The sequence below is a fragment of the Nocardia halotolerans genome (genome assembly GCF_042650145.1).
Taxonomy (GTDB): Bacteria; Actinomycetota; Actinomycetes; order Mycobacteriales; family Mycobacteriaceae; genus Nocardia; species Nocardia halotolerans.
The window spans coordinates 623,324-647,919 of record NZ_JBHSDL010000025.1 but is presented as its reverse complement, the minus strand read 5'-3'; the positions used below and the strand labels follow the sequence as shown (position 1 = coordinate 647,919).

The window sequence follows — 24,596 nt, the reverse complement described above, 5'->3', positions numbered from 1 at the left end:
GCGACCACTAGGATGGGGCCATGTCGAACCCGGCCATCCACGCAGCTCGGCGCAACGAAGCGCCCACCGAGCTGGTCGGACAGTGGCGCGAACTGCTCGATCGGCATGCCGCCGTGAGCTGCGCGCTGGAGAAGGCGCTGCAAAACGAACACCGGATCGGGCTCAGCGAATTCGAGACCCTCGATCGGCTGGTCGACGCGGCCTGCCAGAAATACCGCATGACCGAACTGGCCAACGACATCTACCTGAGCCAGAGCGCCCTCTCCCGCGCCGTGGCCCGGCTCGAACGCGACGGGCTGGTGGAACGCACCATGTGCGAAGCCGACCGTCGCGCCATCTTCGTCCGGTTGACCGACAAGGGCAGGGCGGTCTACGACCAGGCCCTGCCCACGCACCGTTCGGTTCTCACCGACTCCTGGTAGCTACACCGACCCGGAGGCGGCCGCGCAGATGTCGGTGAACGCGCCGCGATAGCGGTCGTGTTCGTTCGGCTTGTCGAGATAGGCCGTCCCGGCGAAGGTCTCCACATAGACCACCGGGGGCTCCGGCTTGTCACCCGAGCCGTCGAATTCCAGGATGGTGAACCGGCCCGACTCCAGCCCCGAGTGATACCCCGTGTCAGCGGGCACCACCTGGATTCGCACGGTGTCGCGGTCGGCGAGCTCCCGCAACCACGCACGCTGGCCCGCCAGCACCCGATCGTCACCGATGCGGCGGGTGAGCACCGCTTCGGCCAGCACCACGTGCAACCGCAGCGGCGACTCGGGCCGGACCAGCAGCGCCTGCCTGGCCGCGCGCACCCGCAACCTGCGATCCAACTCGGCGTCGGTCAGATCCGGCTGAGCCTGTTCCAGTAGCGCCCTGGTGTAGTCCTCGGTCTGCAACAGCGCCGGGACCAGACCGTTCTCATAGATCGACAGCGCGCTGGCGGCCTCCTCGAGGCCGATATAGACGTCGAAGCCCTCCGGAATCACATCGTTGTAGCTCGTCCACCAGCCCCGTGCCTTGGTTTCGCGAGCCAGCGCGGCCAGCGGCTCGACCAGATCATCCGGTGCGCCATAGACCTTGCACATCGCTTCGACGTCGAGGCTGCGCAACGACGTCTGCCCCGTTTCGATCCGCCAGATCTTCGCTTCCGACCATTCGAGTTGCGTCGCCGCGGTCCTGGTGGTCATGCGCGCGCGATTGCGCAGGTCACGTAAGTGCCTGCCCAGCTGCCTGCGCGGCATGGTCGAACCGGTGACACCCTGCGGTGAAGCCATACTTCCCCCCTGTTTCCAAAATCCGGCCTCCCCCTTGGCTTCCGGAGACCGTCCTACGCAGCTGACGCATCATCAGATCTGCGGACGAATTGTTTCACAATGAATACGACACCGCGCAACACCTACTTCTTCTTTCTGAAGCGCCAGAACTGCACCGCCCGAACGTCTTCGGAGAGCTGGTTCACCGGCTCGGCGACGTCGGAAAGCGCCTGGAACAGCCCGTCGGCCAACTCACTGATGTGCTCGACACGACCGGCCAACCTGGCGGCGTTGTCGGCGAATTCGAGCATCAGGCGCACCGAGGCCGCGATGGTGAGCCCGAGCGGCACCGCGATCAGCGCGGCCAGCACCCCGAGCAGCACCGAAGCCCGCCACATCAGCACCGTGAGCGCCAGCGGCAGCCCGATCCCGAACGAGACCACCCCGAGTATGTAGGCCAACGGCAGCAAAGTCCTGGTCGCGGGCCTGCGAAACTGCACGTCGAGCAGTGAGCGCAGAGCTTCGGCGCCCCACTCGGTGGCCGAACGAGTGCTGCGGAACGGTTCGACGAAGCCCGCGTCGCGCGCCGGCTCGGCCGCATCGGCATCCTCGTCGGCGTGTTCGGGCCGCTGCCCCGTACGCTTCACATCGGCCTCTTTCCAAGAGAGCCAGCGTGATTCGGCTTCGAACTCCTCGGCGACGTCTTCGGTCGACCCAGCGGTGTTCGGCACGTCGGTCATGGGCCGAATCCTGCCCGCTTTCGGCCGACACGCCAACATCCGACCGCCCGGACCTCCGATAGCGGAGGTCAACCGAATGAGACGAAGCAGACACTCGCGGATATTTTTCGAAAACGGCGTAACAAGTGACATGCCCGTCGCCGATACGCCCATGAACGCAGGAACAGAGCTCTTCGGGGAATGGAGAACACAGTGCGCACGACGTTTCCGACCACCACCACGGCCGCCGACAAGGGTGCCGCCGCGCAGGAGTACACCGCGCGGGGATGGACGGTCGCCGAAACAGCCAACGGTCTGTGCCTGGTCACCGATGCCGAGGTGTCGGCCATCGAGATCACCGGCGAGATGGCCGGCGAGGTCCGCCGCTTTCTGCGCGCCAACAACCTGTCCGGCCCCGTCATCGAGATCCCGGGCCAGGAGCGTCGTGAGATCCACCTGGTGACCGGCGTCAACAAGGCCGCCATGGCGATCGAGGCGATGCGCGAGGTCGGTGTCATCGTGCACACCGACGGCGCGAGCGTCCCGCTGCCGCCGACCCAGCTGGCCGCCGGCTCCGCCGCGTGGGGCGTCGCCCCGGCCGAGGCTCGCTGGCTCCCGCCGGTGGTCGCCCTCGGTGCCGCCGTGCGCGCCGCCACCACCCGCAAGCGTGCCGCGCTGACGGTGGCCTGCTAGGCCAGATCTTTCCCGAACCCGCGAGGGCGACGCCTCCCCGACGTCGCCCTCGCGGGTTTTTCGGCGTTTTCGGACATCGCCCGCCCCGGTGGGCGTAAGGATGGGGCATGGCTCCGCGTTCGTTGCTGCGTACCTGTCCGCTGTGTGAGGCCGTCTGCGGGCTCACCCTCACCCTCGACGACACCGACCGGGTGCTTTCGGTACGCGGTGACCGCGACGACCCCTTCAGCAAAGGTTTCCTCTGCCCCAAGGGCGCCAGCTTCGGCAAGCTCGACGAAGACCCCGACCTGGTGACCACCCCGCTCATCCGCGACGGCGACGGATTCGCCGAGGCGAGCTGGGACGAGGCCTTCGACCTGATCGCGGCCCGCTTCGCCGAGGTCGTCGCCGCGCACGGCAGCGGCTCGACCGCGGTGTACCTGGGCAATCCCAATGCGCACACGGTGGCGGGCGCGTTGTATCTGCCCGCCCTCATCCGCGCGCTGAGCACCCGCCACATCTACACGGCCAGCACCGCCGACCAGATGCCCAAACAGGTCGCCGCCGGCCTGATGTTCGGCGACCCGCTCACGGTCCCGGTACCCGACCTGGACCGCACCGACCTGCTGCTGATGCTCGGTGCCAATCCACTGGAATCCAACGGTTCGCTGTGCACCGCGCCGGACTTCCCCGGCCGCCTCAAAGCGCTGGCCGCGCGTGGCGGCAAGCTGGTGGTGGTGGACCCGCGCGCCACCCGCACCGCGGCGACAGCCGACGAACACCTGTTCATCCGGCCCGGCACCGACGCCTACCTGCTGTTCGCGGTGGTGCACACGCTCTTCGCCGAGGACCTCGTCGACGTGCGCGTCGACGTGGCGGGGCTCGACGAACTGCGCGCGGCGGCCCAGGAATTCACCCCCGAAGCGGTAGCGGCACGCACCGGCATCGACGCGGGCACCGTGCGCCGCCTCGCCCGCGAACTCGCCACCAGCCCGACCGCCGCGGTCTACGCCCGCATCGGCACCTGCACCGCCGAGTTCGGCACCCTCACCCAATGGCTGGTCGACGCGATCAACACCCTCACCGGCAACCTCGACTCCCCCGGTGGCGCCATGTTCGCCGCCGCGGCGGCCGGTGGCGTCGCGCGCAGCAAACCGTTCCGGACGGGGCGCTGGACCAGCCGGGTGCGCGAGCTGCCCGAGGCGATGGGTGAGCTGCCGGTGGCGACCCTGGCCGACGAGATCGACACTCCAGGACCGGGCCAGATCAGGGCACTGGTGACGGTGGCGGGCAACCCGGTGCTGTCGGCGCCGAGCGGGGCCCGGCTGGACCGGGGACTGGCCGGGCTCGACTTCATGGTGAGCGTGGACCGCTACGTCAACGAGACGACCCGCCATGCCGACGTCATCCTGCCGCCGCCGCGTTCGGTGCAGTCACCGCACTACGACTTCGCCCTGCTGCAGTTCGCGGTGCGCAACTACGCGCGTTACTCGCCGCCACTGGTCCCCCTCGACGGGCGCCCGTCGGAGTCCGAGGTCGTGGTCCGCCTCGCCGCCGCCGTGAGCGGGCAACCGCACGCGGGCACCGGCACGGCCGCCCCACTGGCGATGTTCGACGAGCTGGTCATCGCCGCCACTCTACACAAGGCGGGCCTCAGTGACCGGCGCGACGAGCTGACCGGCGCCGACACCACCGAACAACGGCTCGATCTGATGCTGAAGCTCGGCCCCTACGGCGCCTGGAACGGCGGTGAGCTGAGCCTGCGCACCCTGCTCGAGCACCCACACGGCATCGATCTGGGCCCGCTGCGCCCACGGCTGCCCGACGTGCTGCGCACCGCGTCGGGCCGGGTGGAGCTCGCGCCGCCGCAACTGCTGGCCGACGTGGCCCGCCTGCGCGCCGGGCTCGGCACCAGCGCGCCACCGATGGTGCTGATCGGCCGCAGGCAGCTGCGCTCCAACAACAGCTGGATGCACAACATCGCCGGGCTGGTCGGCGGCTCCAACCGCTGCACACTGCAGGTCCATCCCGACGACGCGCACCGGCTCGGCCTCGGCGAGCAGGCCGAGGTGACCTCAGCGGCAGGGGCATTGACGGTGCCGGTCGAGCAGACCGCGACGATCATGCCCGGCGTGGTGAGCCTGCCGCACGGCTGGGGCCACGGCGCAAGCACCACCCAGTCGGTGGCGCGAGCCAACGCCGGGGTGAATGCCAATGTGCTGACCGATGATTCGGTGGTCGACGCGGTCACCGGCACCGCCGTGTTCAACGGGGTCCCGGTGACGGTGAAACCGGCCTGATCAGTCCTGACCTGGAAACCCTTGCGCAAACCCCGCTTTCATCGCATTCGCAACAATGGACACGCCACGGGAAGGGCCGGCGTCCCCTAGACTGGATGAGATTGCGGTCACAGCGGGGGTTTCGGCGCGAGACCCGCATCACCCGGTACGGCTAGCAGAGGGGCCCCGATGCCTGGAAAACACATCGGCAGCGATGGAGAGCACGAGCTACAGCACACGTTGGGCACCGTGGACCGGGCCGAACGCTTCTACGATGACCAGGTCATCGACTACCTGAACCCCACGATGATGGAATTCGTCGCGCGGATGGACATGGCCTTCATCTCCACCGCCGACGCACACGGCGAATGCGACGCCAGCTTCCGGGCCGGTACTCCCGGCTTTCTGCACGTGATCGACGATCGCACGATTGCGTACCCCGAGTACCGGGGTAACGGGGTGATGGCCAGCCTGGGCAACATCACCGAGAACCCGCACGTCGGGATCCTGATGATCGACTTCGTGCGCGACCTGATCGGGCTGCACATCAACGGAAGCGCGCGCATGGTCGCCGACAGCGAACTGCGCGACACCGTCACCGATCTGCCGCCGGCCGAACGGGGCAAGCTCTCGCAGGTGTGGGTGGTCGTCGATGTCGAAGAGGCCTATATCCACTGCCGCAAGCACATTCCACAGATGGTGCCCATCGCCCGCGACAGCCGGGAATGGGGCACCGACAACGTCCGCGCCAAGGGCGGCGACTACTTCGGCGTCAAGGCCGCCCGGCACCAGATCGACGCCAAAGCCGGCTAGCTAGGAGATCTTGAAGATCACCGCACGCTGCACCACGAAATTGATCACCGTCGCCGTGCCCTGCGCCACGACGAACGCCAGCGGCTGACGCCACCACTCGTCGGCCAGCGCGAAGTACAGCAGCGCGTAGATCCCCACCTGCACCGCGAAGGTCACCGCGTACAGCGCCACCACCGCGATGAACCGCGCCCGGCTCGGCTCCGCCCGGAACGTCCAGCGCCGGTTGATCAGATACGCGGTGGTCGTGCCCGCGATGAAGCTGAGCGCCTTGGCCAGGATCTCGGGCACCCCGAGCACATTCGACAGCAGCGTGAGCAGCCCGAAGTCCACCACCGCGGAAAAACCGCCGGTCAGCGTGAACCGCACGATCTGCGTCTTCAGGTCGACGTCGGTCCCACCGGGCTCGTCGACCAGGGGAATCTCAGCGGGAAGCGGCAGATGCGGTTGGTCTTGCACGTGAGGAACACTACGAGACAGGTCGAGTGCCGCGCCATGCATGTAGCCTCTTAGCCGATGTCTGAGAACATTTCGACCACCAACGATGGGCCGTTTGCGCTTCCTACGCGCACGCGCAAGCTCACCGGTTGGGGTCGCACCGCACCCACCTCCGCCGAAGTGCTCTCGACCAGCGATCCCGAGTTGATCGCCAAGGCCGTGCGCATGGTCGCCGAGGACAACGATTCCAAGCCCGCGCACCTGCGTCGTGGTGTGATCGCCCGTGGCCTCGGCCGCTCCTACGGCGACAACGCCCAGAACGCGGGCGGCCTGGTCATCGACATGCCGTCGCTGAATCGGATCCACAGCATCGACGCGTCGACCCGCCTGGTCGATGTCGACGGTGGTGTGAATCTGGATCAGCTGATGAAGGCTGCCCTACCGTTCGGCCTATGGGTTCCGGTGCTACCGGGCACCCGCCAGGTCACCATCGGTGGTGCCATCGGCTCCGATATCCATGGCAAGAACCATCACAGCGCGGGCAGCTTCGGCAATCACGTGCGGTCGATGGATCTGCTCACCGCCGATGGTGTGGTCCGGCACATCACCGCCGAGTCCGATCCGGAGCTGTTCTGGGCGACCATCGGTGGCAGCGGCCTCACCGGAATCATCCTGCGCGCGACGGTCGAGATGACACCGACCGAAACCGCGTACTTCATCGCCGACGGCGATGTCACCGCCACCCTCGACGAGACCATCGCCTTCCACAGCGACGGTTCCGAGGACCGCTACGAGTACAGCTCGGCCTGGTTCGATGCCATCAGCCCGCTGCCCAAGCTCGGCCGCGCCGCCATTTCCCGCGGCAACCTGGCCAAGCTCGATCAGCTGCCGAAGAAGCTGCAGAAGGACCCGCTGCGGTTCAATGGCAAAACCTTCTTCACGCTGCCCGACGCCTTCCCGAACGGGCTGGCCAACAAGTACACCTTCACGCCGATCGGTGAGCTCTGGTACCGCAAGTCCGGCACCTACCGCGACAAGCCGCAGAGTCTGACGGCGTTCTACCACCCGCTCGACATGATGGGTGAATGGAACCGTGGCTACGGCTCCAACGGCTTCTTGCAGTACCAGTTCGTGGTGCCGCCGGAGTCGGTAGAGGAGTTCAAGCGGATCATCATCGACATCCAGAGCTCGGGCTTCTACTCGTTCCTGAACGTGTTCAAGCTGTTCGGGCCGGGCAACCAGGCGCCGCTGAGTTTCCCGATGGCCGGCTGGAACATCTGCGTCGATTTCCCGATCTCGCCCGGGCTGAACGAGTTCGTCACTGACCTCGACCGGCGTGTGCTGGAGTTCGGCGGTCGCCTCTACACCGCGAAGGATTCGCGCACCTCAGCCGAGACCTTCCACAAGATGTACCCCCGGATCGACGAGTGGATCAAGGTCCGCCGCAGTGTCGACCCGAACGGCGTGTTCATGTCCGATATGGCCAGGAGGCTGGAGCTCCAGTGATCAACGCAGTTGGCAACCCGCAGACCATCCTGTTGTTCGGCGGCACCTCCGAGATCGGTCTCGCGATCTGCGCCGAGTACCTGCGCAAGGGCCCGGCCCGGATCGTCCTGGCGAACCTGCCCGGTGATCCGCTGCTCGACGGCGCGGTCGCGAAGCTGAAGGCCGCGGGCGCGAGCGCGGTCGAGGTCCTCGATTTCGACGCGCTCGACACCGACTCGCACCCGAAGGTAGTCGACGCGGCGTTCGCCGCGGGTGACGTGGATGTCGCGATCGTCGCGTTCGGCGTGCTCGGTGACGCCGAGGAATTGTGGCAGGACCAGCGCAAGGCGGTCATGACCGTCGGCATCAACTACACCGCCGGTGTGTCGGTGGGTGTGCTGGTCGGCGACAAGTTCAAGGCGCAGGGGCACGGCCGGTTCATCGTGATGTCGTCGGTGGCCGGTGAGCGTGTGCGCCGCTCCAACTTCGTCTACGGCTCCACCAAGGCCGGCCTCGACGGCTTCTACCTCGGTCTGGGTGAGGCGCTGCGCCCGCACGGTGCGCGTGTGACGGTGGTGCGTCCGATGCAGGTGCGCACCTCGGCGACCAAGGCGCACTGGGAGGCCACCGGTTCCAAGGAGGCTCCGCTCACGGTCGACCCGGAAGATGTTGCCCGGTTGGCGGTCGCGGCGTCGGAGAAGGGCACCGAGATCGTGTGGACCCCGAACGAGGCCCGCTTCGTGATGTCGGCCCTGCGCCACGTTCCCCGCCCGATCTTCCGCAAGCTCCCCATCTAGGCGGGGTACCGCTTCGAATAACTGCCGCACCGTTGTTAACGGTGCGGCAGTTTCGTTTAACGGAGGGGTGTGGATGTACAATTCTGAGACGATAGTCGGCCCGAATATGTACAGGAGTGCTGACATGTCACTGACGCATATCGATATCGATGATGAGGCGCTGGAAACCGCCAAGCGCCTGGGCAAGCACCGCACGAAGACCGCAGCGGTCGCCGCGGCGCTCGAGGAGTACAACCAGCGACTCACCCTCGACGCCGCTTACGACAACTTCTTCGAACTGGCCAAGAGCATGGACTTGGAGGGCGCTGAGGCTGCGCGCCGGGCCGACCGAGCGGCGCGTAGAGGGTGACGGGCTACCTGATCGACTCATCGGCATTGTGGCGCATTCTCCGGTCTGACGAACTCCGCGAGACTTGGCGCACGACGACTACAGACAGGATGATCCGTTCCTGTTACCCCCAGCGGACCGAGTTCTTGAGCTCGTCACGCAACGTCGCGGAGTTTTCCACCCTCGCCATGCGGTTCGAGCAGCTCTACCGCGAGATCTCGGTGCCGAAGTCAGCGGGCTCGTGGATCGGAACCTTCCAGCATCGCGCGGCCCAAGGCGGCTGTATCAATGCGTTCTCGGCAGTAGACCTTCAGATATGCGCGACGGCCGGATACCACGACCTCATCATCGTCCACGACGACAAAGACTTCGTCACCGCGACGAGATTCGCCACGGAACTGCGAGAAGTCAATGTCCACGACGGGCCACTGGAACTCACCTTCTGAATGCCCGGCACTGCCGGCGAGCCCAACGCTCGTCAGCGGTTGTCGTTCGCCGAATCCTGCGAAGCCGACCCTGACTTCGCATGAGCTTATTTGCCGCGAACTCAGCGAGGCCGAGCGGTCGCCGGTGCGGCCGGGCGCGTGAGTCGGCTCCACTAGGCTGGCTCGGACCGTGCAGCTGAGTGGAGCCGGAGGACGCGCCCCGATGACGACCAACGATGACGTGCGGGTGGGGCGCAAGATCGCGACCGGGGTAGCCGAGGGGCTTGCGGCCGCGTTGGTGGCGCTGGTGGTGGCGGCGGTCGGGCTGTTCGTGTTCTCGGCGGTGCAGTGGCCGGCGTTCAACTCCTCCAACGTGACCCGGGCGTTGACCACCGTCGGTCAGGTCTGCTCGATTGCCCTGCTCGCGGTCTCGGTGCTGCTGATCCGGTTGCACAAGTGGCCGGTGGTCGCGAAACTCGCTTCCTGGGTGGGTATTTCGAGCTTCGTCACGGTCACGCTCGGGATGCCGCTGGCGGCGACCAAGTTGTATCTGTTCGGCGTCTCGGTGGATCAGGAGTTCCGCACCCAGTATCTGACGCGGCTCACCGACAGCGCCGCACTGCGCGACATGAATTATGTGGATCTGCCGCCGTTCTACCCGGCCGGATGGTTCTGGGTCGGCGGCCGGGTCGGCGATGTGCTGGGCCTGGACGGCTGGGAAGTGTTCAAGCCGTATTCGATCGGGATGCTCGCGGTGGCTGCCGCGGTGGCGCTGGTGTTGTGGACGCAGTTGGTGCGCGCGGACATGGCGGTGGGCGCGGCGGCCGCGGTGACGGCGATGACGGTGGCCTACGCCTCGCCCGAGGCGTACGGCGCGGTGCTCGTGGTCTTCATTCCCCCGGTGCTGGTGCTGGCTTGGGGGGCGTTGTACCGCCGGTCCGGCGGCTGGGGCGCGGCGGTGGGCACGGGGTTGTTCCTCGGGGTCGCGGCCTGCTTCTACACGCTGTACCTGGCGATCGCGGCGTTCACCGTGGTGCTGATGGCGGTGATCGCGGCGGGTAGCGCGGTGTACACCCGGCGGGCGGTGGCCCGGCGGCGCACGATCGGGGCTCGAAAGGTCGGCCAGGGGTCCACCGGCGATGGTTCGACGGTCGCCGCGCGGCCGGCGTGGCGCGCCGCGATCGCACCGCTGACCCGATTGGCGGTGATCGGAACCATCGCCGTCGTCGTGGCGCTGGTGGTGTGGACGCCGTATCTGCTCGAGCTGCTGGCGGGCGCGAAGATGCCCTCGGGCAACGCTTTCCACTATCTGCCGCAGTCGGGAGCGCAACTGGCGTTCCCGATGCTGGAGTTCTCGCTGCGTGGCGGGTTGTGCCTGCTCGGTGTGCTGTGGCTGGTGGTGCGTGCCGGTTCGTCGCGGCGGGCGCAGGCCCTGGGGATCGGTGTCGTGGCGATCTACCTGTGGACGCTGTTGTCGATGGCGGCGACCGCGGCGGGCACCACCCTGCTGTCGTTCCGCCTCGAGCCGGTGCTGCTCGCTGTGCTCGCTGCCGCAGGCGTTTTCGGCTTCGTCGAGGGCGCCAAGGCCGTCTACCTGGCGCTGAACGAACCCGCCCGGCTGCGCACCGCGGCCGCGACGATCGCGGTCCTGGGCGCCCTCGCCTTCGCCCAGACGATCCCCACCGTGCTCACCCATGAGATCGACACCGCCTACACCGACACCGTGCCCACCGAAACGGTCGACGAATACGGCACCCACGGCGAACGCGGCGACAAACGTCCGCCCTCGGCCGTCGCCTACTACCACGCCGTGGACGAGGCGCTGCTGGCCCAGACCGGCCGGCCCCGTGACGAATCGGTGGTCCTCACCGCCGACACCAGCTTCCTGTCCTTCTACCCCTACTTCGGTTTCCAGGCGCTCACCTCGCACTACGCGAACCCCCTCGCCCAGTTCAAAGCCCGCGCCGACACCATCGCCGCCTGGAGCGAACTCGACTCCTCGGCCGCCCTGCTCGACGCCATGTCGCGGGCCCCGTGGCGAGCTCCCGACGCGTTCCTGTTCCGTAGCGACGGCGACAACTACACCCTGCGGCTGGCCGAGGATGTCTACCCCAACGATCCCAACGTCAAGCGCTACACCGTCGCCTTCCCCAAGTCGCTGTTCACCGATCCGGCCTTCACCACCACCGAAATCGGCCCCTTCACCCTGGTCACCGTGCGCCGCTGAGGTGGGGCGATACGTGTTTTCGCAACCCTGTCTACCGGCGGCCGAACCGCACTAGACTGACGGTGCGGCACGGTCGACGTCGGCGGATCGTCTCCGGCGACGGATGGCGTTGGAATCAGACTCTGCACGTCACGGGTCCCGGCGACCCGCTATCGGAGGAGGACGTATGTCCGATCCGTTGCACACGAGGGTGTGCCTCACCGGCATGAATTGCATCTGCCCCAGCATCAGTGTGTTCGTGGTGCCGGAACCGCTGGTGAGCGGTGGGCAGATGCTGCATCTGCTCGAGCAGACACCGGTCGAGGGCCCAGCACCCGCCCCCGACACCGACCTCATCGATCTCATCGAGGCGACCCGCATTCCACTCGACACCCGCGGCCTGGCCCGCGTGCAGCGGGTTGCGTTCACCGGGCCGCGCCACGATCCGCCCACCGCCAGGGCGGTGCTGCACGACCACCTCATCGAGGACGAGCCGTGGGGCCTGGACGTGGATGATCCGGCTGAACTCACCCGGTTGGCGATGCTGCCCGAGCGCCGCATCGGCCCCCGCCGCATCGACGATTTCCAGGCGCATTCGGTGCGGCAGGCGATGGCCGCGGTCTACCGGCATTTCGGCATCGACCAGCGCGTTCCGTTGATCTATCACGGCTTCGCCGACCCGCGCGATGGCTGGTTCGCGTTGCGGGCGTCCGCGGCCTGAGAGCGGGCTGTGTTGATGGACACCCGGTTGCTACTGGTGTGCGGACCGGGGTAGATGACAATATGTGCCGACGTGGCGAAAAGGCCGCGTAGCCCATCCAGCGGGGCGAGTACGCTGCGAAATGTTGAAAAGTTCGGCCGACCGAAATCAGTTTTGGTAGTGCTGATCGGTACGGATGCAGAGGTATAGCTATGACGCTCAGCAGGCCGGAGCGGATCGATCTCCTGTTGCCACGCGAACATCGCCAGGGCAGCGCGGAATCGGCTCCCCGGGAACAGTTGGAATCGCTCGGCGATATCGAGCGGGTCGTCATCGATGCCGCGATCGCCATGCTCTCGCCGGGTCAGAAGTTCGCGCTGCTGTGGTCGCTTCAGGTCGGCCAGGTCGCGGTGGCCGGGGTGCAGATCAAGGAGCGCGACGGGACGGTCACCAATCTGGTGCCGCCGCTGGAGGTGCTCGAGTACCTCGCCGATCACAAGCGTTTGTCGTACAACCCCGACACCGGTGCCTGGCTCAGTGCCGAGATCTTCATCGCCGGGCCCACCCGCTACAAGGCGACCTACTCCCCCGGCACTGTCGCGGACTGGATGCCGGAGGTCTCGGTGGAGGATCTGCGCGCCGAGTTCGCCGCCTTCCCCCGCCCCGACACCGAGGTCCCCGACTGGGCCCGGTCCCAGCTCGACTGGTCCGACCGGATGACCGGATAACGCCACACAGGACGCGGCGCCGTGTCGCGCACAGGTTCGATGGTTAGCATCAGTCCCCGTGCGACCGGACAGATCTGAACGAGCGTTCACCCGATACCGCCTGATTGCCCTGCTCTGTGGGCTACTCGGGTTCCTGCTCGCCCTGCTCACACCGCTGTTACCGGTGCGCCAGGATCGCGCGAGCCTGGACTGGCCGCAGGCGGGTGCGACGAGCGTGCAGGCACCGCTGGTGTCGTATGTGCCCCAGCGGGTCGAGGCGCAGTTGCCGTGCACGATGCTGCGCGGGCTGCCCGAGGGCGAGACCACGCTGCTCACCACGATCCCCGTCGAATCCGGTCAGCTCGCCAAGGGCTTGAGCGTCATCGCGCGCGAGGGTGTGCTCACCGTACAGGCCCGCGACGTGCCGATGCTGTCGGCGCCGATCGACGAGATCGCCGGCTGCGAGCACATCACCATCGATTCGGCCGTCGCCGCCACCACCGTCGAGTTCGACGGTGTGACCCGCGCGGACGGCAACCCGTTCCGCAACACCGTCACCGTCGACAAGCGGCCGCAGATCGTCGGCGTGTACACCGACCTCGGCGCCGAGGCGCTGACGGGCGCGCGCCTGCACGCCGATATCGACTCCCGGTTCACCTCCACCCCGACCCCGCTGAAACTGGCGGCGATGATCGGCGCCGCGGTGGCCACCCTCGCCGCGCTGCTGGCCCTGCACCTGCTCGACACCGCCGACGGCCGCCGCGCCCGCCATTTCCTGCCGCGGCACTGGTGGCGGATCACGCCCACCGATGTGGTGGTGGTCGTGACCCTGCTCGGCTGGCATGTGATCGGCGCCAACACCTCCGATGACGGTTACATCCTCAACATGGCCCGCGCCTCGGGACCGTCGGGGTACATGGCCAACTACTACCGCTGGTTCGGGGTGCCGGAGGCCCCGTTCGGCTGGTCCTACGAACTGCTGGCCTGGATGACGAAGATCTCCGATGCCAGCCCCTGGATGCGCCTGCCCGCCCTGCTCGCGGGGCTGCTGTGCTGGGCGGTGATCAGCCGTGAAGTGCTCCCGCGCCTGGGCGCACGAGTGCGCCGCGACAAGGTGGCGCTGTGGACGGCGGGCCTGGTGTTCCTGGCCTTCTGGCTGCCCTACAACAACGGGCTGCGCCCCGAACCGCTGATCGCGGCGGGCGCGCTGCTCACCTGGTGCGCGATCGAACGCGCCATCGCCACCGCCCGCCTGCTGCCCGCGGCCCTGGCGATTCTGATCGCCGCGTTCTCCCTCGCCGCCGGGCCCACCGGTCTGATCTGTATCGCCGCACTGATCGCCGGGACGCGACCGGTCATGCAGATCATCGTCAAACGGGCCCAGGGTGTCCGGCCGCGCCGGATCGCCGCCGATCAGGACGGTCTCGATGCCACCGTGCCGACCGAGACCACCGCAGGGCCGCGCCTCTCGGTGGGCGCCACGATCTTCCGCTACGCCGCCCTGCTCGCTCCCGGTATCGCGGCGGGCACCCTGGTCCTGATCATCGTCTTCGCCGACCAGACTCTGTCCACGGTCCTGGAAGCCACCCGGGTGCGCACCCTGGTCGGCCCGAATGTCGCCTGGTTCGACGAGCGCACCCGCTGGGATTCGCTGTTCATGCTCTCCCCCGACGGGTCGCTGGCGCGGCGCTTCGGTGTGCTGGTGCTGCTGCTGTGCCTGCTCGTGTGCATCCTGCAGGTCCTGCGCAAGACCCGCATCCCGGGCACCGCGCGGGGCCCGTCGGTGCGCATTCTCGGCATCGTCTTCGGCGCCCTGCTGTTGATGATGTGGACGCCCACCAAGTGGACCCATCACTTCGGGGTGTACGCGGGACTGGCCGGGTCGCTGGCCGCGTTGGCCGCGGTGGCGGTGGGCGTCAACGGTATCCGCGCCCCACGTAACCGGGCGCTGTTCGCCGCGGCGGTGTTGTTCCTGCTCGCGCTGACCTTCACCGGTTCCAACGGCTGGTGGTACGTGTCGAGCTACGGCGTCCCGTTCTGGGACAAGGCGCCGATGGTGGCGGGCAAGGGTGTCTCGACCCTGTTCCTGGGGCTGAGCGTGCTCGCGCTGCTGGTGGCACTGTTCTTCCACCTGCGAGCTCCCTATCGCGGCCCGGCCCGCCCGGCCCGTTTCGACCGGTTCGCCACCATGCCGCTGACCATCGCCGCGGCGCTGCTCGTGCTGTTCGAGGTCGCGTCGATGGTGAAGGGCGCGGTCACCCAGTACCCGGCGTACTCGATCGCGAAGTCGAATATCGAGTCGTTGCGGGGTGACACCTGTGCCCTGGCCAACGACGTGCTGGTGGAGACGAACACCGCCGATTCGCTGCTCACCCCGTATACCGGCGCCCCCGCCGATGGCCTGGACGCCGAATCGGTGGGCTTCACCCCCGACGGTGTGGCCACCGATCTCACCGCCGATGCCGACGAGACCGTGGTCGGCGGCGCCAACTCGGTCGACACCGACGCGGCCAACAAGACCACCGACACCACCCGCGCGGGCACCGGCGGCGGCACCACCGACGAGGCCGGCCTCAACGGCAGCACCGTCGCGCTGCCGTTCGGTCTCGACCCGGCCCGCACCCCCGTTCTCGGTTCCTACCAGGAGGGTGTGCAGCAGCAGGCGCGGCTGACCTCGCAGTGGTACCGCGCCGATCTCGACACCGTGCGCGAGGATCCCGCCTATCAGGCGCTGGTGGTCACCGCGGCCGGGCGGATCCGCTACGTCGACAACGACGGCGTGGTGCACTACGGGCAGGAGCTGCGCCTGGAATACGGCGTCCACACCGCCGACGGCGAGGTGGAGGTCACCGGGTCGGTGGCGCCGATGGATATCGGTCCCGCGCCGTCGTGGCGCAATCTGCGCGTGCCGCTCGATCAGTTGCCCGCGGGGGTGAACGCGGTGCGCCTGGTCGCCACCGACAACGACATCACCGGGCAGCAGTGGCTCGCGGTGACCCCGCCGCGGCTGCCGCGACTGGCCACCCTGGACTCGGTGGTCGGCCACACCGATCCGGTGCTGCTGGACTGGCACGTCGGCCTGGCGTTCCCGTGCCAGCGCCCGTTCGAGCACCACGACGGTGTCGCCGAGGCGCCGAAGTGGCGGATCCTGCCCGACCGGGTGGGCTCGGACGCTTCCAACGCCTGGCAGGACAATATCGGCGGCGGCCCGCTGGGCTGGACCGAGCTGCTGCTGCGGGCCGAGTCGGTGCCCACGTATCTCGATCAGGATCTGGGCCGCGATTGGGGTTCGCTCGAGCGGTACTTCCCGTACGAGTCCGCGCCGCCGGCCGAGGTGTCGGTGCGGGTGGTGGACCGATCAGGCTGGGCGGAGGAGCCGCCGATCCGGGCGCAGGGGTGACAGTGCCGGTGTAAGGGCAGTGGGCGGGCAGTTGCGCATGCACAGTACGAAAACTTTTGCGCCCGTTGGGATTTCGATACGGTTAAACCGGCGGACCCGACGCCGTAAAGTCTGCCCAACTATGGGTTTGAGCACGTACCCTGGTGGGTATGACGACACGAGCCATCGATGACATGGATCTCCGAGACCTCGTCGACCTGCTCAGCGACGACGAGAAAAAAGAACTACGACCTGCCGTGATGCGGGTACTGGAAAGGCTGCCTTCGCAAGAGGTGTTACGGCGCGACCTCAACCGTCGCCTGCTCAACGTCTGATCCCAGTCGCCCTACCGGCAATGACCACCGCCCGACCCGAACACAGAAGGCGCGGACCACCGAAGTGGTCCGCGCCTTCTCGGTTCTACCGGTCAGAACACCCGCAGCGGCCCGGGGCTCCACAGCCCGTCGCGGGTGGCGGTACCGGTCTCGAGCTGTGCGGGCACGGCATCGAAGTGCTGGTCATAGCGTTCCAGCGAACCCCAGTCCCGCGCCCAGTCGTCACGCAGGTAGGTCGAGATGGTGACCCGGCTCGCCAGCATCTGCGTGAAGCCGAGCGGGCCGCCGAACTCCTGAGCCTGCCAGGTGTCGGTCGAGGAGATCGCCAGCGGACGGTCCGGCAGGATCCGGTAGTTCGGCACCTCGGCCACCCCGTTCTCGTGCGCGAACGGCCGCTGACACGGGAACTGCAGGCCCACGGCCCAGTCCAGCAGCACCGGCTGGGTGCGGCCGATGTAGGTGTCGAGCGTTTGCAGCTTCGGCACCCGCGGCGGCGTGAACGCCAGCCACTGATCGCCGATCAGGATCGGGTCGTTGGCCAGAATGCGCACCGCGTCCGCCTCGGGGGCGAGCTCGGCCAGCGGCACCCGCAGATTGCGCCACGACGGGAACGGGCCGATATCGCGCGGCAGGTAGGTGCCGAGCGGAGTGACGCTGCCGTCGGGATTGCGCGTGCCGTATTCGACGAGCAGCGACTGACCGTAGTTGTCGGCGCCGGTGTCGTCCTTGGAGGCGATGCGACCCGCCGCGCTGATCACGACCAGCGGCGACTCCTCGGACCGGGCGGGCAGCCCGTACCAGGACGACTCCAGGCGAGCCGGCTGCTGCACACCCTCCTGATAGGAGCCCAGGACCGGTGTCACCGCCGGGTCCAGCCCGAACGGCAGCGCCGCGGTCGACCCGTTGACGCCGCGCGCGCCCTCACCACCACCGGTGCCCGCGCTCTCGCCCTCGGCGAAGGCCGCACCGACCGACTGGTTGCTGGTGTTGCCGGTGCCCGGCTTCACCTCCACCGCGTCGGCGGACAGATCGCTCGGCACACCGTTGGGGCTGAAGCCCACCGAACCGGTACCCGCGAGCGGGTCGTTCGGGTCGGTGAGCGGGCGCGCCGGGTTGACGATCGGCTCGAGCCGCCCGGCGTTCGGGTCGGGTTCCACGAGCACGTCGTTGGCCAGGCCGCAGGCGTTGCCGCCGATCGCGTCGATGTTGGAGCGGGCCAGCGAGTACGCCGGGTACTGCTGGGTGGCGCCCTTCACCAGCGAGAGCACTTCGAACACCACCATCAGCCCGGCCACCACGGTCAGCGGGATGGCGGCGAACTTGCGGATCCGCCTGCCGCGTTTCGTCTTGGCCGATGGCTGCGGCTGCACATAGTCCTCACGCAGCGCGTACCAGCCCACCAGCGCCAGGGCCACCGCGAACAGGATCAGCATCACCGTGTTCGAGTTCACCCCGCCGAGGGACACGGTCTTGTCGAACCACGGCACACCGTAGCTCGACACATACCAGTAGCCGTTGATCCCCGAGAACGACAACGCCAGTACGAACAGCAATCCGGCCAGGAATATCGCCCGGTTCTTACGCGAGCGCAGGGCACTCTGCGAAACCGCCACCGCCGTCACCGCCGCCAGCGAACCGGCGATGCCCGCGTACGCGCCGAAGTGGTGGGTCCACTTCGTCGGGTTGAACATCATGAAGAAGATCGTGCCGAACACGATCCCCATCAACCGCCAGGTCGGACCCGATGCGATACCGGGCACCTGACGGCGGCGCAGCAACACCAGCAGTGTGGTGAACAGGCACAGCAGCATCACCAGGAACGCGAAGCGCCGCGCCAGCGAACCGTCGACGGTCTCGACGAACAGGTAGTAGTAGCGCAGGTAGTCCTCGTACCAGGCCAGGTTCGGCCCGGTGGCCTGGCGCACCCGGTTGGCTTCCTGGATGCCGGCGAAGGTCTGGTCGCCGTAGACCACGATGAGCACGAGCAGACCCGCCGAGGTGATCGGGGCGAGCAGCGACATGGTGCCGAACTCGCGGTGGCGGCGCACGATGATGCGCACCAGCGGGCGGATACCGGCCAGCAGCGCGGCCACACACATCAGGCCGGTCGGCGCCGCGGCCAGCGTGAACGCCGCGATCAGCACCGCGATGCCCGCGGGCAGCAGGCGGCCGGTGGCGATGGCACGTTCGATCGAGACCCAGGTGAGCAGCGCGCCCAGGGCGACGATCGGTTCCGAACGCAGGCCGTTGTCGAAGGGCAGCCAGAAGGCGAGGAACACCAGGCCGCCGGTCCACAGCGCCACCTTGCTGCGCTTGACCGCGTTGCCCAGGCGGGGTACCACCTCGCGGCTGATCACCATCCAGCACAGGATCGCGCAGATCAGCGCGGGTACCCGCACCCACGCGCTGGCCGTGGAGATCTCGGCGAACACCTGGATCACGTAGTAGTACCAGCCGAACGGGGCCTCCGGCACGCCGTACCAGCGGAAGTAGTTGGCCGTGTAACCGGCTTCGGGCGCCACCCGCACCATCGACAGGATGTAGCCGTCGTCGGAGGTGTTGGCGCCGACGAAGTGCCAGACCAGCAGGGTGCCGATCACCGCACCGTCGGCCCAGGTGGGCCGCAACCAGTTCTTGGGCAGGAACCGGCGGTGTCCGCGCCCGTCGCTGCCGTCGAGGCGGGCCAGTGCGCCGAGCGCGAGCAGAGTGCACAGCACCGCGGCCACGATGGCGATCAGCTTCACCGCCGAGGGGCTCGAGGAGAAGCGGGTGTCGATCGTCGAGGTCAGCGACAGCCCCTCGGGAACCTCACCTTTCAGGTCGGAGAAAACGCCGACCAACTGGGGGCGCAGATCTCCGCCGAGTTCACCCTGCACCGGCACTTCCACCATCTCGACCGCGCCCGGCTGTCCCGGGACCGGCCGCTCGACCTGAGTGGTCAAGCCGTCGAAGGAAGCGGTCGTGCGGTTCTGATCGGAGCTGATGGTGATCGTCGAGCAGCCGCCCATCTGCGCGCGCTCGGCCGAGGCGACCACCACGTTGCGGTCCACCACGTCGACCGAGGTCTCCGAGACGCGGACGAACAGCGCCTCGAGTGCGGCCCGGTCACCCTGGGGCGGTGCGGTCGCGAGCAGCATGCCGCCCTGTGCGGGCAGCCGGTCCACCGCCGAGCACGGGATCGTGGCGTGCAGGTCGATCGGCACCTGCGACATGAGTGGGGCCTGCAGATTGCCCAGTTCACCGTTCTGCGGCCAGTTCAGCTGCGCGGTCGTCTGGGTGACCGGCAGGAACGGCGTCGCCACCGCGAACACGGCTCCGAGGATTCCGGCGATCAGCGCGATCCATCGCGCGGTGCGGAAGTCCTTCGCGGAAGCCACCGGTTCTGCGGGCGGCTTGGTGAGAACAGCTGTAGCGGCGTCTGGCACGGTTCGCCATGCTATCTGTCCGCCCCCGGTTGTGAGGGGTCGCACGCCAAGGCGCCGGGCACACCGCCCTCAATCGTGTGAACCTCAAGCGTTTCATTAAGGGTGCGGAGCGGGCATGCTCCACCGCGGCGGTTGCGGCTCAGTGTTTCGAATTCATGCCGTTCAGCTATCGATCCAGGTCGACGCGGACCGGCGCACAGCGGCGGAGAACAGCACAGGAATGGTTCGATGGTACCAGTGTGCACTATGCATGTTTCTCAAACGTTCGGTAACTGTAACACGGAGTAACGCCAGTGCATTTTAAAGGCAGCGCGCACAACGGGGAGGCGGAATCATCAACGTTTCCGCACGAAAGTGTCGGAGCGAATCACGCACTTCACACAATTGCGGTTCGTACTCTTGAACACGACAGCTTTCACTTCGAATGTCTGTCGAATTCACCTAGGAGTACGCAATGTTCGACAACAGATTCTTTGCGCGTGCAGCCCTGGCTTCCGTGAGTTGTGCGGCGGCAGCAGTCACCTTCGGAATAGGGCCGGCCCATGCAGCCGGCTCCACCACCATTTCACCGGCCGGTGCGAATGTGTCGGCGACGAATTCGGGCTCGGTGAAATTCGTGGCGGGTAGCGTGACCGTCACGTGCAACACCTCCAACGCGACCGGCGCGGTACCCGCCGCACCCGGCAACACCAATGCGAGCGGGCCGGTGTCGGTGCCCATCAACGCCCCGACATTCTCCAATTGCACCACCAGCATGTGGGGCGTCGGCGCGACCATCACCACCAGCGGCAGCTGGGGAATCAGCGCGCAGAACGGGGCGACCGTCACCGGCAGCCTCGCCATTCCCACCGGTGGCATGGTGATCAAGACCAGCGGCTTCGCCTCCTGCACGGCCGTGGTCGCACCCACGGGACCGGCCTCGATCGACGGTTCGTGGACCAACGGCTCGCCGTCGAAGATCACGCTGAGCAACGCCTCGGCTCCGATCAAGGTGACCGGCGGTTTCGGATGCCCCACCAGCGCCACCACCGGCTCGGTGACGGCCACCTACACGGTGAACAACACGAGCAACCCGTCGACGCCGATCACCGTCGGCCCCTGATTTCACCCACACAATTCCGGTGACGGGTAACGCGACGAAGTCACCGCGAATTCGGTGAATCACCGACGATAAAGGCCCGCGTGCGCACCGCGGCGCACGCGGGCCCACCCGACCCCCGTCCCTTCCGACCCCCTCCGCTGCATAGACTCGAGCCATGACCAAGGTGAATCTCGAAACCAACCACGGACCGATCGTGCTCGAGTTGGACGACCAGGCCGCGCCGAACACGGTCGCCAACTTCGTGAACTACGTGAACGCGGGCCACTACAACGGCACCGTCTTCCACCGCGTCATCCCCGGTTTCATGGTGCAGGGCGGCGGCTTCGAGCCCGGCCTCAAGCAGAAGCCGACCCAGGCGCCCATCCAGAACGAGGCCACCAACGGCCTGAAGAACGACAAGTACACCGTCGCGATGGCCCGCACCAACGACCCGCACTCGGCCACCGCGCAGTTCTTCATCAACATCGCCGACAACGCCTTCCTCAACCACACCGCCCCCCAGGGCCAGGGCTGGGGCTACGCCGTGTTCGGCAAGGTCACCGACGGCATCGACGTGGTCGACAAGATCGCCGCCGTCCGCACCGGCAGCGCCGGCCCCCACCAGGACGTCCCCACCGAAGACGTCATCATCGAATCAGCGACCGTCTCTTAATTCTTCGCTCCTGATCGGGTCGCCACCCATTCCGGTGGCGCCCCGACCCGGATCTCGATATCGGCAGCGCCCGAATTCCCGTCAAGGTCTACGACGAATTCCGATCACGGGTAAAACAATGCTCGAGAATCGACTAGATCTCGTCCACGGACAATTTCATCTCACGACACCCAGGCTTTCAACGGCTCGGTGTCGAGAGTGACGCCGACCGGTGCCGGAATTTCGACTTCGGCACCGAACGGCTGGATCATCATCCGCTCGTACTCCCCGTCGACCGGGTCACTGCGCACCACCACACAACCCTTTTCCCGATCGATCAACAGATATACGGGAATGCCGGTTCTCGCATAGGCGCGAGGCTCCTCCCTACGGACCCGGCGGTCGGTGTCCTGATCGCGGGAGGTCACCTCGACCACCATCAACACCGGCGCCGGATCGGCCCACTCCGGCTGGCCGGCGAACACCCCAGTCGGCGCCAGAGCGCCGTCAGGCCGAGCCCGTCCGGCGCGGTAGGTGTCGATCTTGACCAGCAAAGCGGGAGGTGCTCGGCCTCATGCGAAAACCGTCACGACTTCTACAGAGGGATACCGAGCGGCAAGCTTGCGATCGAGGGATGCGAACGCGACGCCGCTCGCCTGCGCGAAGGCCGCCAGATAGTCATCGGTCCACAGCTTGTGACTGCGATCGTCACGTGCCGACAGGGCCCGAAACACCTGCTCCAGGGCGGTCGGTTCGTCAGCCCATCGAACCCGCTCGTCGCCATTGATCTGATCCAGGACTCGCCAAGCGGCACTGCGCGACAAGGCGTCAGCGCCCATCACCGCGGGGTTGGACAGCAAGCGCAGGAGACCCGTCTGAGTGACCCGGCACATGAGCAAACTATCCGACTGCGACTCGAACCACGCCGCGGCCGCGCGATGGTGGGAATGCCTTTCATAGGTGGCCGCGAGCCACAGACCCACATCGACCAGAGTCACCGGCCATACCTCTCGATGTCTTCCGCGTCGAAGATGTCCGCGATATCGGCGTTGGTCAGTGCTGGAAACGGGCTCGGGTCAGTGGCGGTAACCAGCGGAAAGGCGACCCTACCAACCCGCGGCGAAGTCGAAGCGCCGACCTCCTTGGCCAGCGCCTTTGCGAACAGTTCCTTGAGGCTGATCCCTCGCGCGGCGGCGGCCATCTTGGCGGCCTGCATGAGGGAGGGAGATAGTTCGACCGTTGTGCGCATAAAACCATATTAGCACCCAGTGCGCAGCAGCCGCTCGTTGCACGTACCGGATGACCCGCTCCCGCGAAGCGCGAACGGGCCGCCTCGGAGGATTCCGTGGCGGCCCGTTCGGGGGGACGGCTACAGCGGCAAGACGTGGTGCTTGCGGGGGTTGCGCTGGATTTGTTTGTCCTGCAACAGCTTCAGGGCGCGGCGCAGTTCCAGGCGGGTGGTGGCGGGTTCGATGATGCCGTCGATGAAACCACGCTCGGCGGCCACCCAAGGTGTGGCGACGTTCGCGTTGTAGAAATCGATCAGATTCTGACGGATCGCGGGTCGCTGGTCCTCCGGGGCCGCGGCGAGCTGGGCGGCGCCCAGGAGGCTCACCGCGCCCTCCGCACCCATCACGGCGATGCGGGCGGTGGGCCAGGCGAGGTTGATGTCGGCGCCGAGCTGCTTGGAACCCATCACCGCGTACCCGCCGCCGTACGACTTACGGACCACCAGGGTGATCTTGGGGACCGACGCCTCCACATACGAGAACAGGAAACGCCCGCCGCGCTTGATCACGCCGACCTTCTCCTGCTCCACACCGGGCAGGAAGCCGGGGGTGTCGACGACGAAGATCAGCGGGATCTCGAAAGCGTCGCAGAGCCGGACGAAGTGCGAAGCCTTGTCCGAGGCGCGAGCGTCGAGGGCACCGGCCGAATCCATCGGCTGGTTGGCGACCACGCCGACGCTGCGACCGTCGACCCTGGCGAAACCGGTGATGATGTTGCGGCCGGTGTCGGCGCTGATCTCCTTGAACTCACCGTCGTCGAAAATGCGCAGCAGGATGTCGTACATGTCGTAACCGGCGTTGTCGGAATCCGGCATGATCGCGTTCAGCTCACGGTCGGAATCGGTGAGCTCCGGTTCCAGGCCCGGATTGACGACCGGCGGCAATTCCTGGCAGCTGCTCGGCATGTAGGACAAGTACTCACGCACCCACTGGAACGCCGCGTCCTCGTCCTTGGCGACGTGGTGGATGTTGCCGTACTCGGCCTGGGTGCGCGCACCACCGAGTTCCTCGAGGCTCACGTCTTCGCCGGTGACCTCTTTGATGATCTTCGGCCCGGTGACGAACATGTGCGCCGACTCGGTGGCCACCACCACATCGGTGCAGATCGGCTGGTACACCGCGCCACCGGCGCAGTTGCCCAGAATCACCGACACCATCGGCACCATGCCGGACAGCGGCTCGGCATTGGTCGCCATCCAGGCGTACCAGGCCAGCGAACTGATCGCTTCCTGCACCCGCGCGCCACCGGAATCGTTGATACCCACCAGCGGGATACCGACCTTGGCGGCGTACTGCATGATGCCGCACAGCTTGCGGCCGAACGCCTCACCGACCGAACCGCCGTACACGGTCTGATCATGGGAGAACACGGCCACCGGGCGGCCCTCGACCTGACCGTGGCCCACGACGACACCGTCACCGTAGAGGGCGGCGGGGTCACCGGGTTTACGGACCAGCGCCCCGATCTCGACGAAAGTACCCGGATCCATCAGCATGTTGATCCGGTCGCGGGCACTGGGAATGCCCTTACGCGCCCGCTTCTCGATCCCCTTCGCACCTGCGGGCTCTCTGGAGAGTTCGAGCCGCTCGTGTAGATCGGCAAGCTTTTCGGCGGTCGTGCTCACTTA

24 protein-coding genes are annotated in these 24,596 nt (G+C 67.2%); 15 read left to right on the top strand and 9 right to left on the bottom strand.

Annotated elements, in window-relative coordinates:
* The first annotated feature begins 20 nt into the window (after positions 1 to 20).
* Positions 21 to 422 carry a MarR family winged helix-turn-helix transcriptional regulator gene (locus tag ACFO5K_RS21505; protein WP_378565842.1) on the top strand — a complete coding sequence of 134 codons (402 nt, stop codon included), beginning with the start codon at positions 21 to 23 and terminating at the stop codon, positions 420 to 422.
* On the opposite strand, the gene ACFO5K_RS21500 is transcribed toward ACFO5K_RS21505, so the two are convergent.
* Both ACFO5K_RS21500 and ACFO5K_RS21495 read right to left on the bottom strand, forming a co-directional pair.
* Positions 423 to 1,262, bottom strand: a complete 840-nt coding sequence (locus ACFO5K_RS21500; RefSeq protein WP_378565839.1) for a helix-turn-helix domain-containing protein — start codon at positions 1,260 to 1,262, stop codon at positions 423 to 425.
* 122 nt (positions 1,263 to 1,384) lie between these two features.
* Positions 1,385 to 1,981: a DUF4282 domain-containing protein gene (locus tag ACFO5K_RS21495; RefSeq protein ID WP_378565836.1), complete on the bottom strand. Its 597-nt coding sequence runs from the start codon at positions 1,979 to 1,981 to the stop codon at positions 1,385 to 1,387.
* A gap of 192 nt (positions 1,982 to 2,173) precedes the next feature.
* On the opposite strand from ACFO5K_RS21495, the gene ACFO5K_RS21490 reads away from it, so the two are divergent.
* From ACFO5K_RS21490 to ACFO5K_RS21480, 3 genes are all read left to right on the top strand, one after another.
* Positions 2,174 to 2,653 carry a hypothetical protein gene (locus ACFO5K_RS21490; protein WP_378565833.1) on the top strand — a complete coding sequence of 160 codons (480 nt, stop codon included), beginning with the start codon at positions 2,174 to 2,176 and terminating at the stop codon, positions 2,651 to 2,653.
* Positions 2,654 to 2,760: 107 nt separating this feature from the next.
* Positions 2,761 to 4,932, top strand: a complete 2,172-nt coding sequence (locus ACFO5K_RS21485; RefSeq protein ID WP_378565830.1) for a molybdopterin-dependent oxidoreductase — start codon at positions 2,761 to 2,763, stop codon at positions 4,930 to 4,932.
* A 168-nt stretch (positions 4,933 to 5,100) separates the two neighbouring features.
* Complete coding sequence (locus ACFO5K_RS21480; protein WP_378565827.1) at positions 5,101 to 5,724, top strand: pyridoxamine 5'-phosphate oxidase family protein; 624 nt, start codon at positions 5,101 to 5,103, stop codon at positions 5,722 to 5,724.
* Here the strand turns inward: ACFO5K_RS21480 and ACFO5K_RS21475 are convergent, their stop codons facing one another.
* Positions 5,725 to 6,222: a GtrA family protein gene (locus ACFO5K_RS21475; RefSeq protein WP_378565824.1), complete on the bottom strand. Its 498-nt coding sequence runs from the start codon at positions 6,220 to 6,222 to the stop codon at positions 5,725 to 5,727.
* Between the two features lie 15 nt (positions 6,223 to 6,237).
* On the opposite strand from ACFO5K_RS21475, the gene ACFO5K_RS21470 reads away from it, so the two are divergent.
* The 9 genes from ACFO5K_RS21470 to ACFO5K_RS21430 all read left to right on the top strand — a co-directional run bounded on the left by ACFO5K_RS21470 (position 6,238) and on the right by ACFO5K_RS21430 (position 16,521).
* Entirely contained in the window at positions 6,238 to 7,665 is a 1,428-nt protein-coding gene (locus tag ACFO5K_RS21470) for an FAD-binding protein (protein WP_378565821.1), read from the top strand.
* On the top strand, positions 7,662 to 8,441 hold the full coding sequence (locus tag ACFO5K_RS21465) for a decaprenylphospho-beta-D-erythro-pentofuranosid-2-ulose 2-reductase (protein ID WP_378565818.1): 780 nt from the start codon (positions 7,662 to 7,664) through the stop codon (positions 8,439 to 8,441). The genes ACFO5K_RS21470 and ACFO5K_RS21465 overlap by 4 nt, the downstream gene beginning before the upstream one ends.
* Before the next feature lie 124 nt (positions 8,442 to 8,565).
* A complete protein-coding gene (locus ACFO5K_RS21460; RefSeq protein ID WP_378565814.1) occupies positions 8,566 to 8,790 on the top strand; it encodes a type II toxin-antitoxin system VapB family antitoxin in 225 nt (74 codons plus the stop codon).
* Positions 8,787 to 9,215, top strand: coding sequence for a VapC toxin family PIN domain ribonuclease (locus ACFO5K_RS21455; protein ID WP_378565811.1), 429 nt, complete (start codon positions 8,787 to 8,789; stop codon positions 9,213 to 9,215). Before ACFO5K_RS21460 ends, ACFO5K_RS21455 begins: the two co-directional genes overlap by 4 nt.
* 202 nt (positions 9,216 to 9,417) lie before the next feature.
* Positions 9,418 to 11,421 carry a galactan 5-O-arabinofuranosyltransferase gene (locus ACFO5K_RS21450; RefSeq protein WP_378565808.1) on the top strand — a complete coding sequence of 668 codons (2,004 nt, stop codon included), beginning with the start codon at positions 9,418 to 9,420 and terminating at the stop codon, positions 11,419 to 11,421.
* A gap of 166 nt (positions 11,422 to 11,587) precedes the next feature.
* The gene (locus ACFO5K_RS21445) at positions 11,588 to 12,121 is read left to right on the top strand and encodes a hypothetical protein (RefSeq protein ID WP_378565805.1); all 534 of its coding nucleotides are present in this window, start codon (positions 11,588 to 11,590) and stop codon (positions 12,119 to 12,121) included.
* 191 nt (positions 12,122 to 12,312) lie between these two features.
* Positions 12,313 to 12,828, top strand: coding sequence for a hypothetical protein (locus ACFO5K_RS21440; RefSeq protein WP_378565802.1), 516 nt, complete (start codon positions 12,313 to 12,315; stop codon positions 12,826 to 12,828).
* Between the two features lie 58 nt (positions 12,829 to 12,886).
* Positions 12,887 to 16,207 (top strand): arabinosyltransferase domain-containing protein, encoded by a 3,321-nt coding sequence (locus tag ACFO5K_RS21435; RefSeq protein ID WP_378565799.1) that lies wholly within the window; start codon positions 12,887 to 12,889, stop codon positions 16,205 to 16,207.
* 149 nt (positions 16,208 to 16,356) lie between these two features.
* Positions 16,357 to 16,521 (top strand): hypothetical protein, encoded by a 165-nt coding sequence (locus ACFO5K_RS21430; RefSeq protein WP_378565797.1) that lies wholly within the window; start codon positions 16,357 to 16,359, stop codon positions 16,519 to 16,521.
* Positions 16,522 to 16,613: 92 nt separating this feature from the next.
* On the opposite strand, the gene ACFO5K_RS21425 is transcribed toward ACFO5K_RS21430, so the two are convergent.
* A complete protein-coding gene (locus tag ACFO5K_RS21425; RefSeq protein WP_378565795.1) occupies positions 16,614 to 19,946 on the bottom strand; it encodes an arabinosyltransferase domain-containing protein in 3,333 nt (1,110 codons plus the stop codon).
* A gap of 441 nt (positions 19,947 to 20,387) precedes the next feature.
* On the bottom strand, positions 20,388 to 20,585 hold the full coding sequence (locus ACFO5K_RS21420) for a hypothetical protein (protein WP_378565792.1): 198 nt from the start codon (positions 20,583 to 20,585) through the stop codon (positions 20,388 to 20,390).
* Between ACFO5K_RS21420 and ACFO5K_RS21415 the strand changes: the two genes are divergently transcribed.
* Positions 20,575 to 21,048, top strand: coding sequence for a hypothetical protein (locus ACFO5K_RS21415; RefSeq protein ID WP_378565789.1), 474 nt, complete (start codon positions 20,575 to 20,577; stop codon positions 21,046 to 21,048). The two genes, ACFO5K_RS21420 and ACFO5K_RS21415, sit on opposite strands and share 11 nt — an antisense overlap.
* 154 nt (positions 21,049 to 21,202) lie before the next feature.
* Positions 21,203 to 21,700 carry a peptidylprolyl isomerase gene (locus ACFO5K_RS21410; RefSeq protein WP_378565786.1) on the top strand — a complete coding sequence of 166 codons (498 nt, stop codon included), beginning with the start codon at positions 21,203 to 21,205 and terminating at the stop codon, positions 21,698 to 21,700.
* 161 nt (positions 21,701 to 21,861) lie between these two features.
* On the opposite strand, the gene ACFO5K_RS21405 is transcribed toward ACFO5K_RS21410, so the two are convergent.
* The 4 genes from ACFO5K_RS21405 to ACFO5K_RS21390 all read right to left on the bottom strand — a co-directional run bounded on the left by ACFO5K_RS21405 (position 21,862) and on the right by ACFO5K_RS21390 (position 24,593).
* A complete protein-coding gene (locus ACFO5K_RS21405; RefSeq protein WP_378565783.1) occupies positions 21,862 to 22,233 on the bottom strand; it encodes a Uma2 family endonuclease in 372 nt (123 codons plus the stop codon).
* A gap of 18 nt (positions 22,234 to 22,251) precedes the next feature.
* Entirely contained in the window at positions 22,252 to 22,677 is a 426-nt protein-coding gene (locus ACFO5K_RS21400) for a TA system VapC family ribonuclease toxin (RefSeq protein WP_378565780.1), read from the bottom strand.
* Positions 22,674 to 22,928, bottom strand: coding sequence for a hypothetical protein (locus ACFO5K_RS21395; RefSeq protein WP_378565777.1), 255 nt, complete (start codon positions 22,926 to 22,928; stop codon positions 22,674 to 22,676). Before ACFO5K_RS21395 ends, ACFO5K_RS21400 begins: the two co-directional genes overlap by 4 nt.
* Positions 22,929 to 23,048: 120 nt before the next feature.
* Positions 23,049 to 24,593, bottom strand: a complete 1,545-nt coding sequence (locus ACFO5K_RS21390; protein ID WP_378565774.1) for an acyl-CoA carboxylase subunit beta — start codon at positions 24,591 to 24,593, stop codon at positions 23,049 to 23,051.
* Between the last annotated feature and the right edge of the window lie 3 nt (positions 24,594 to 24,596).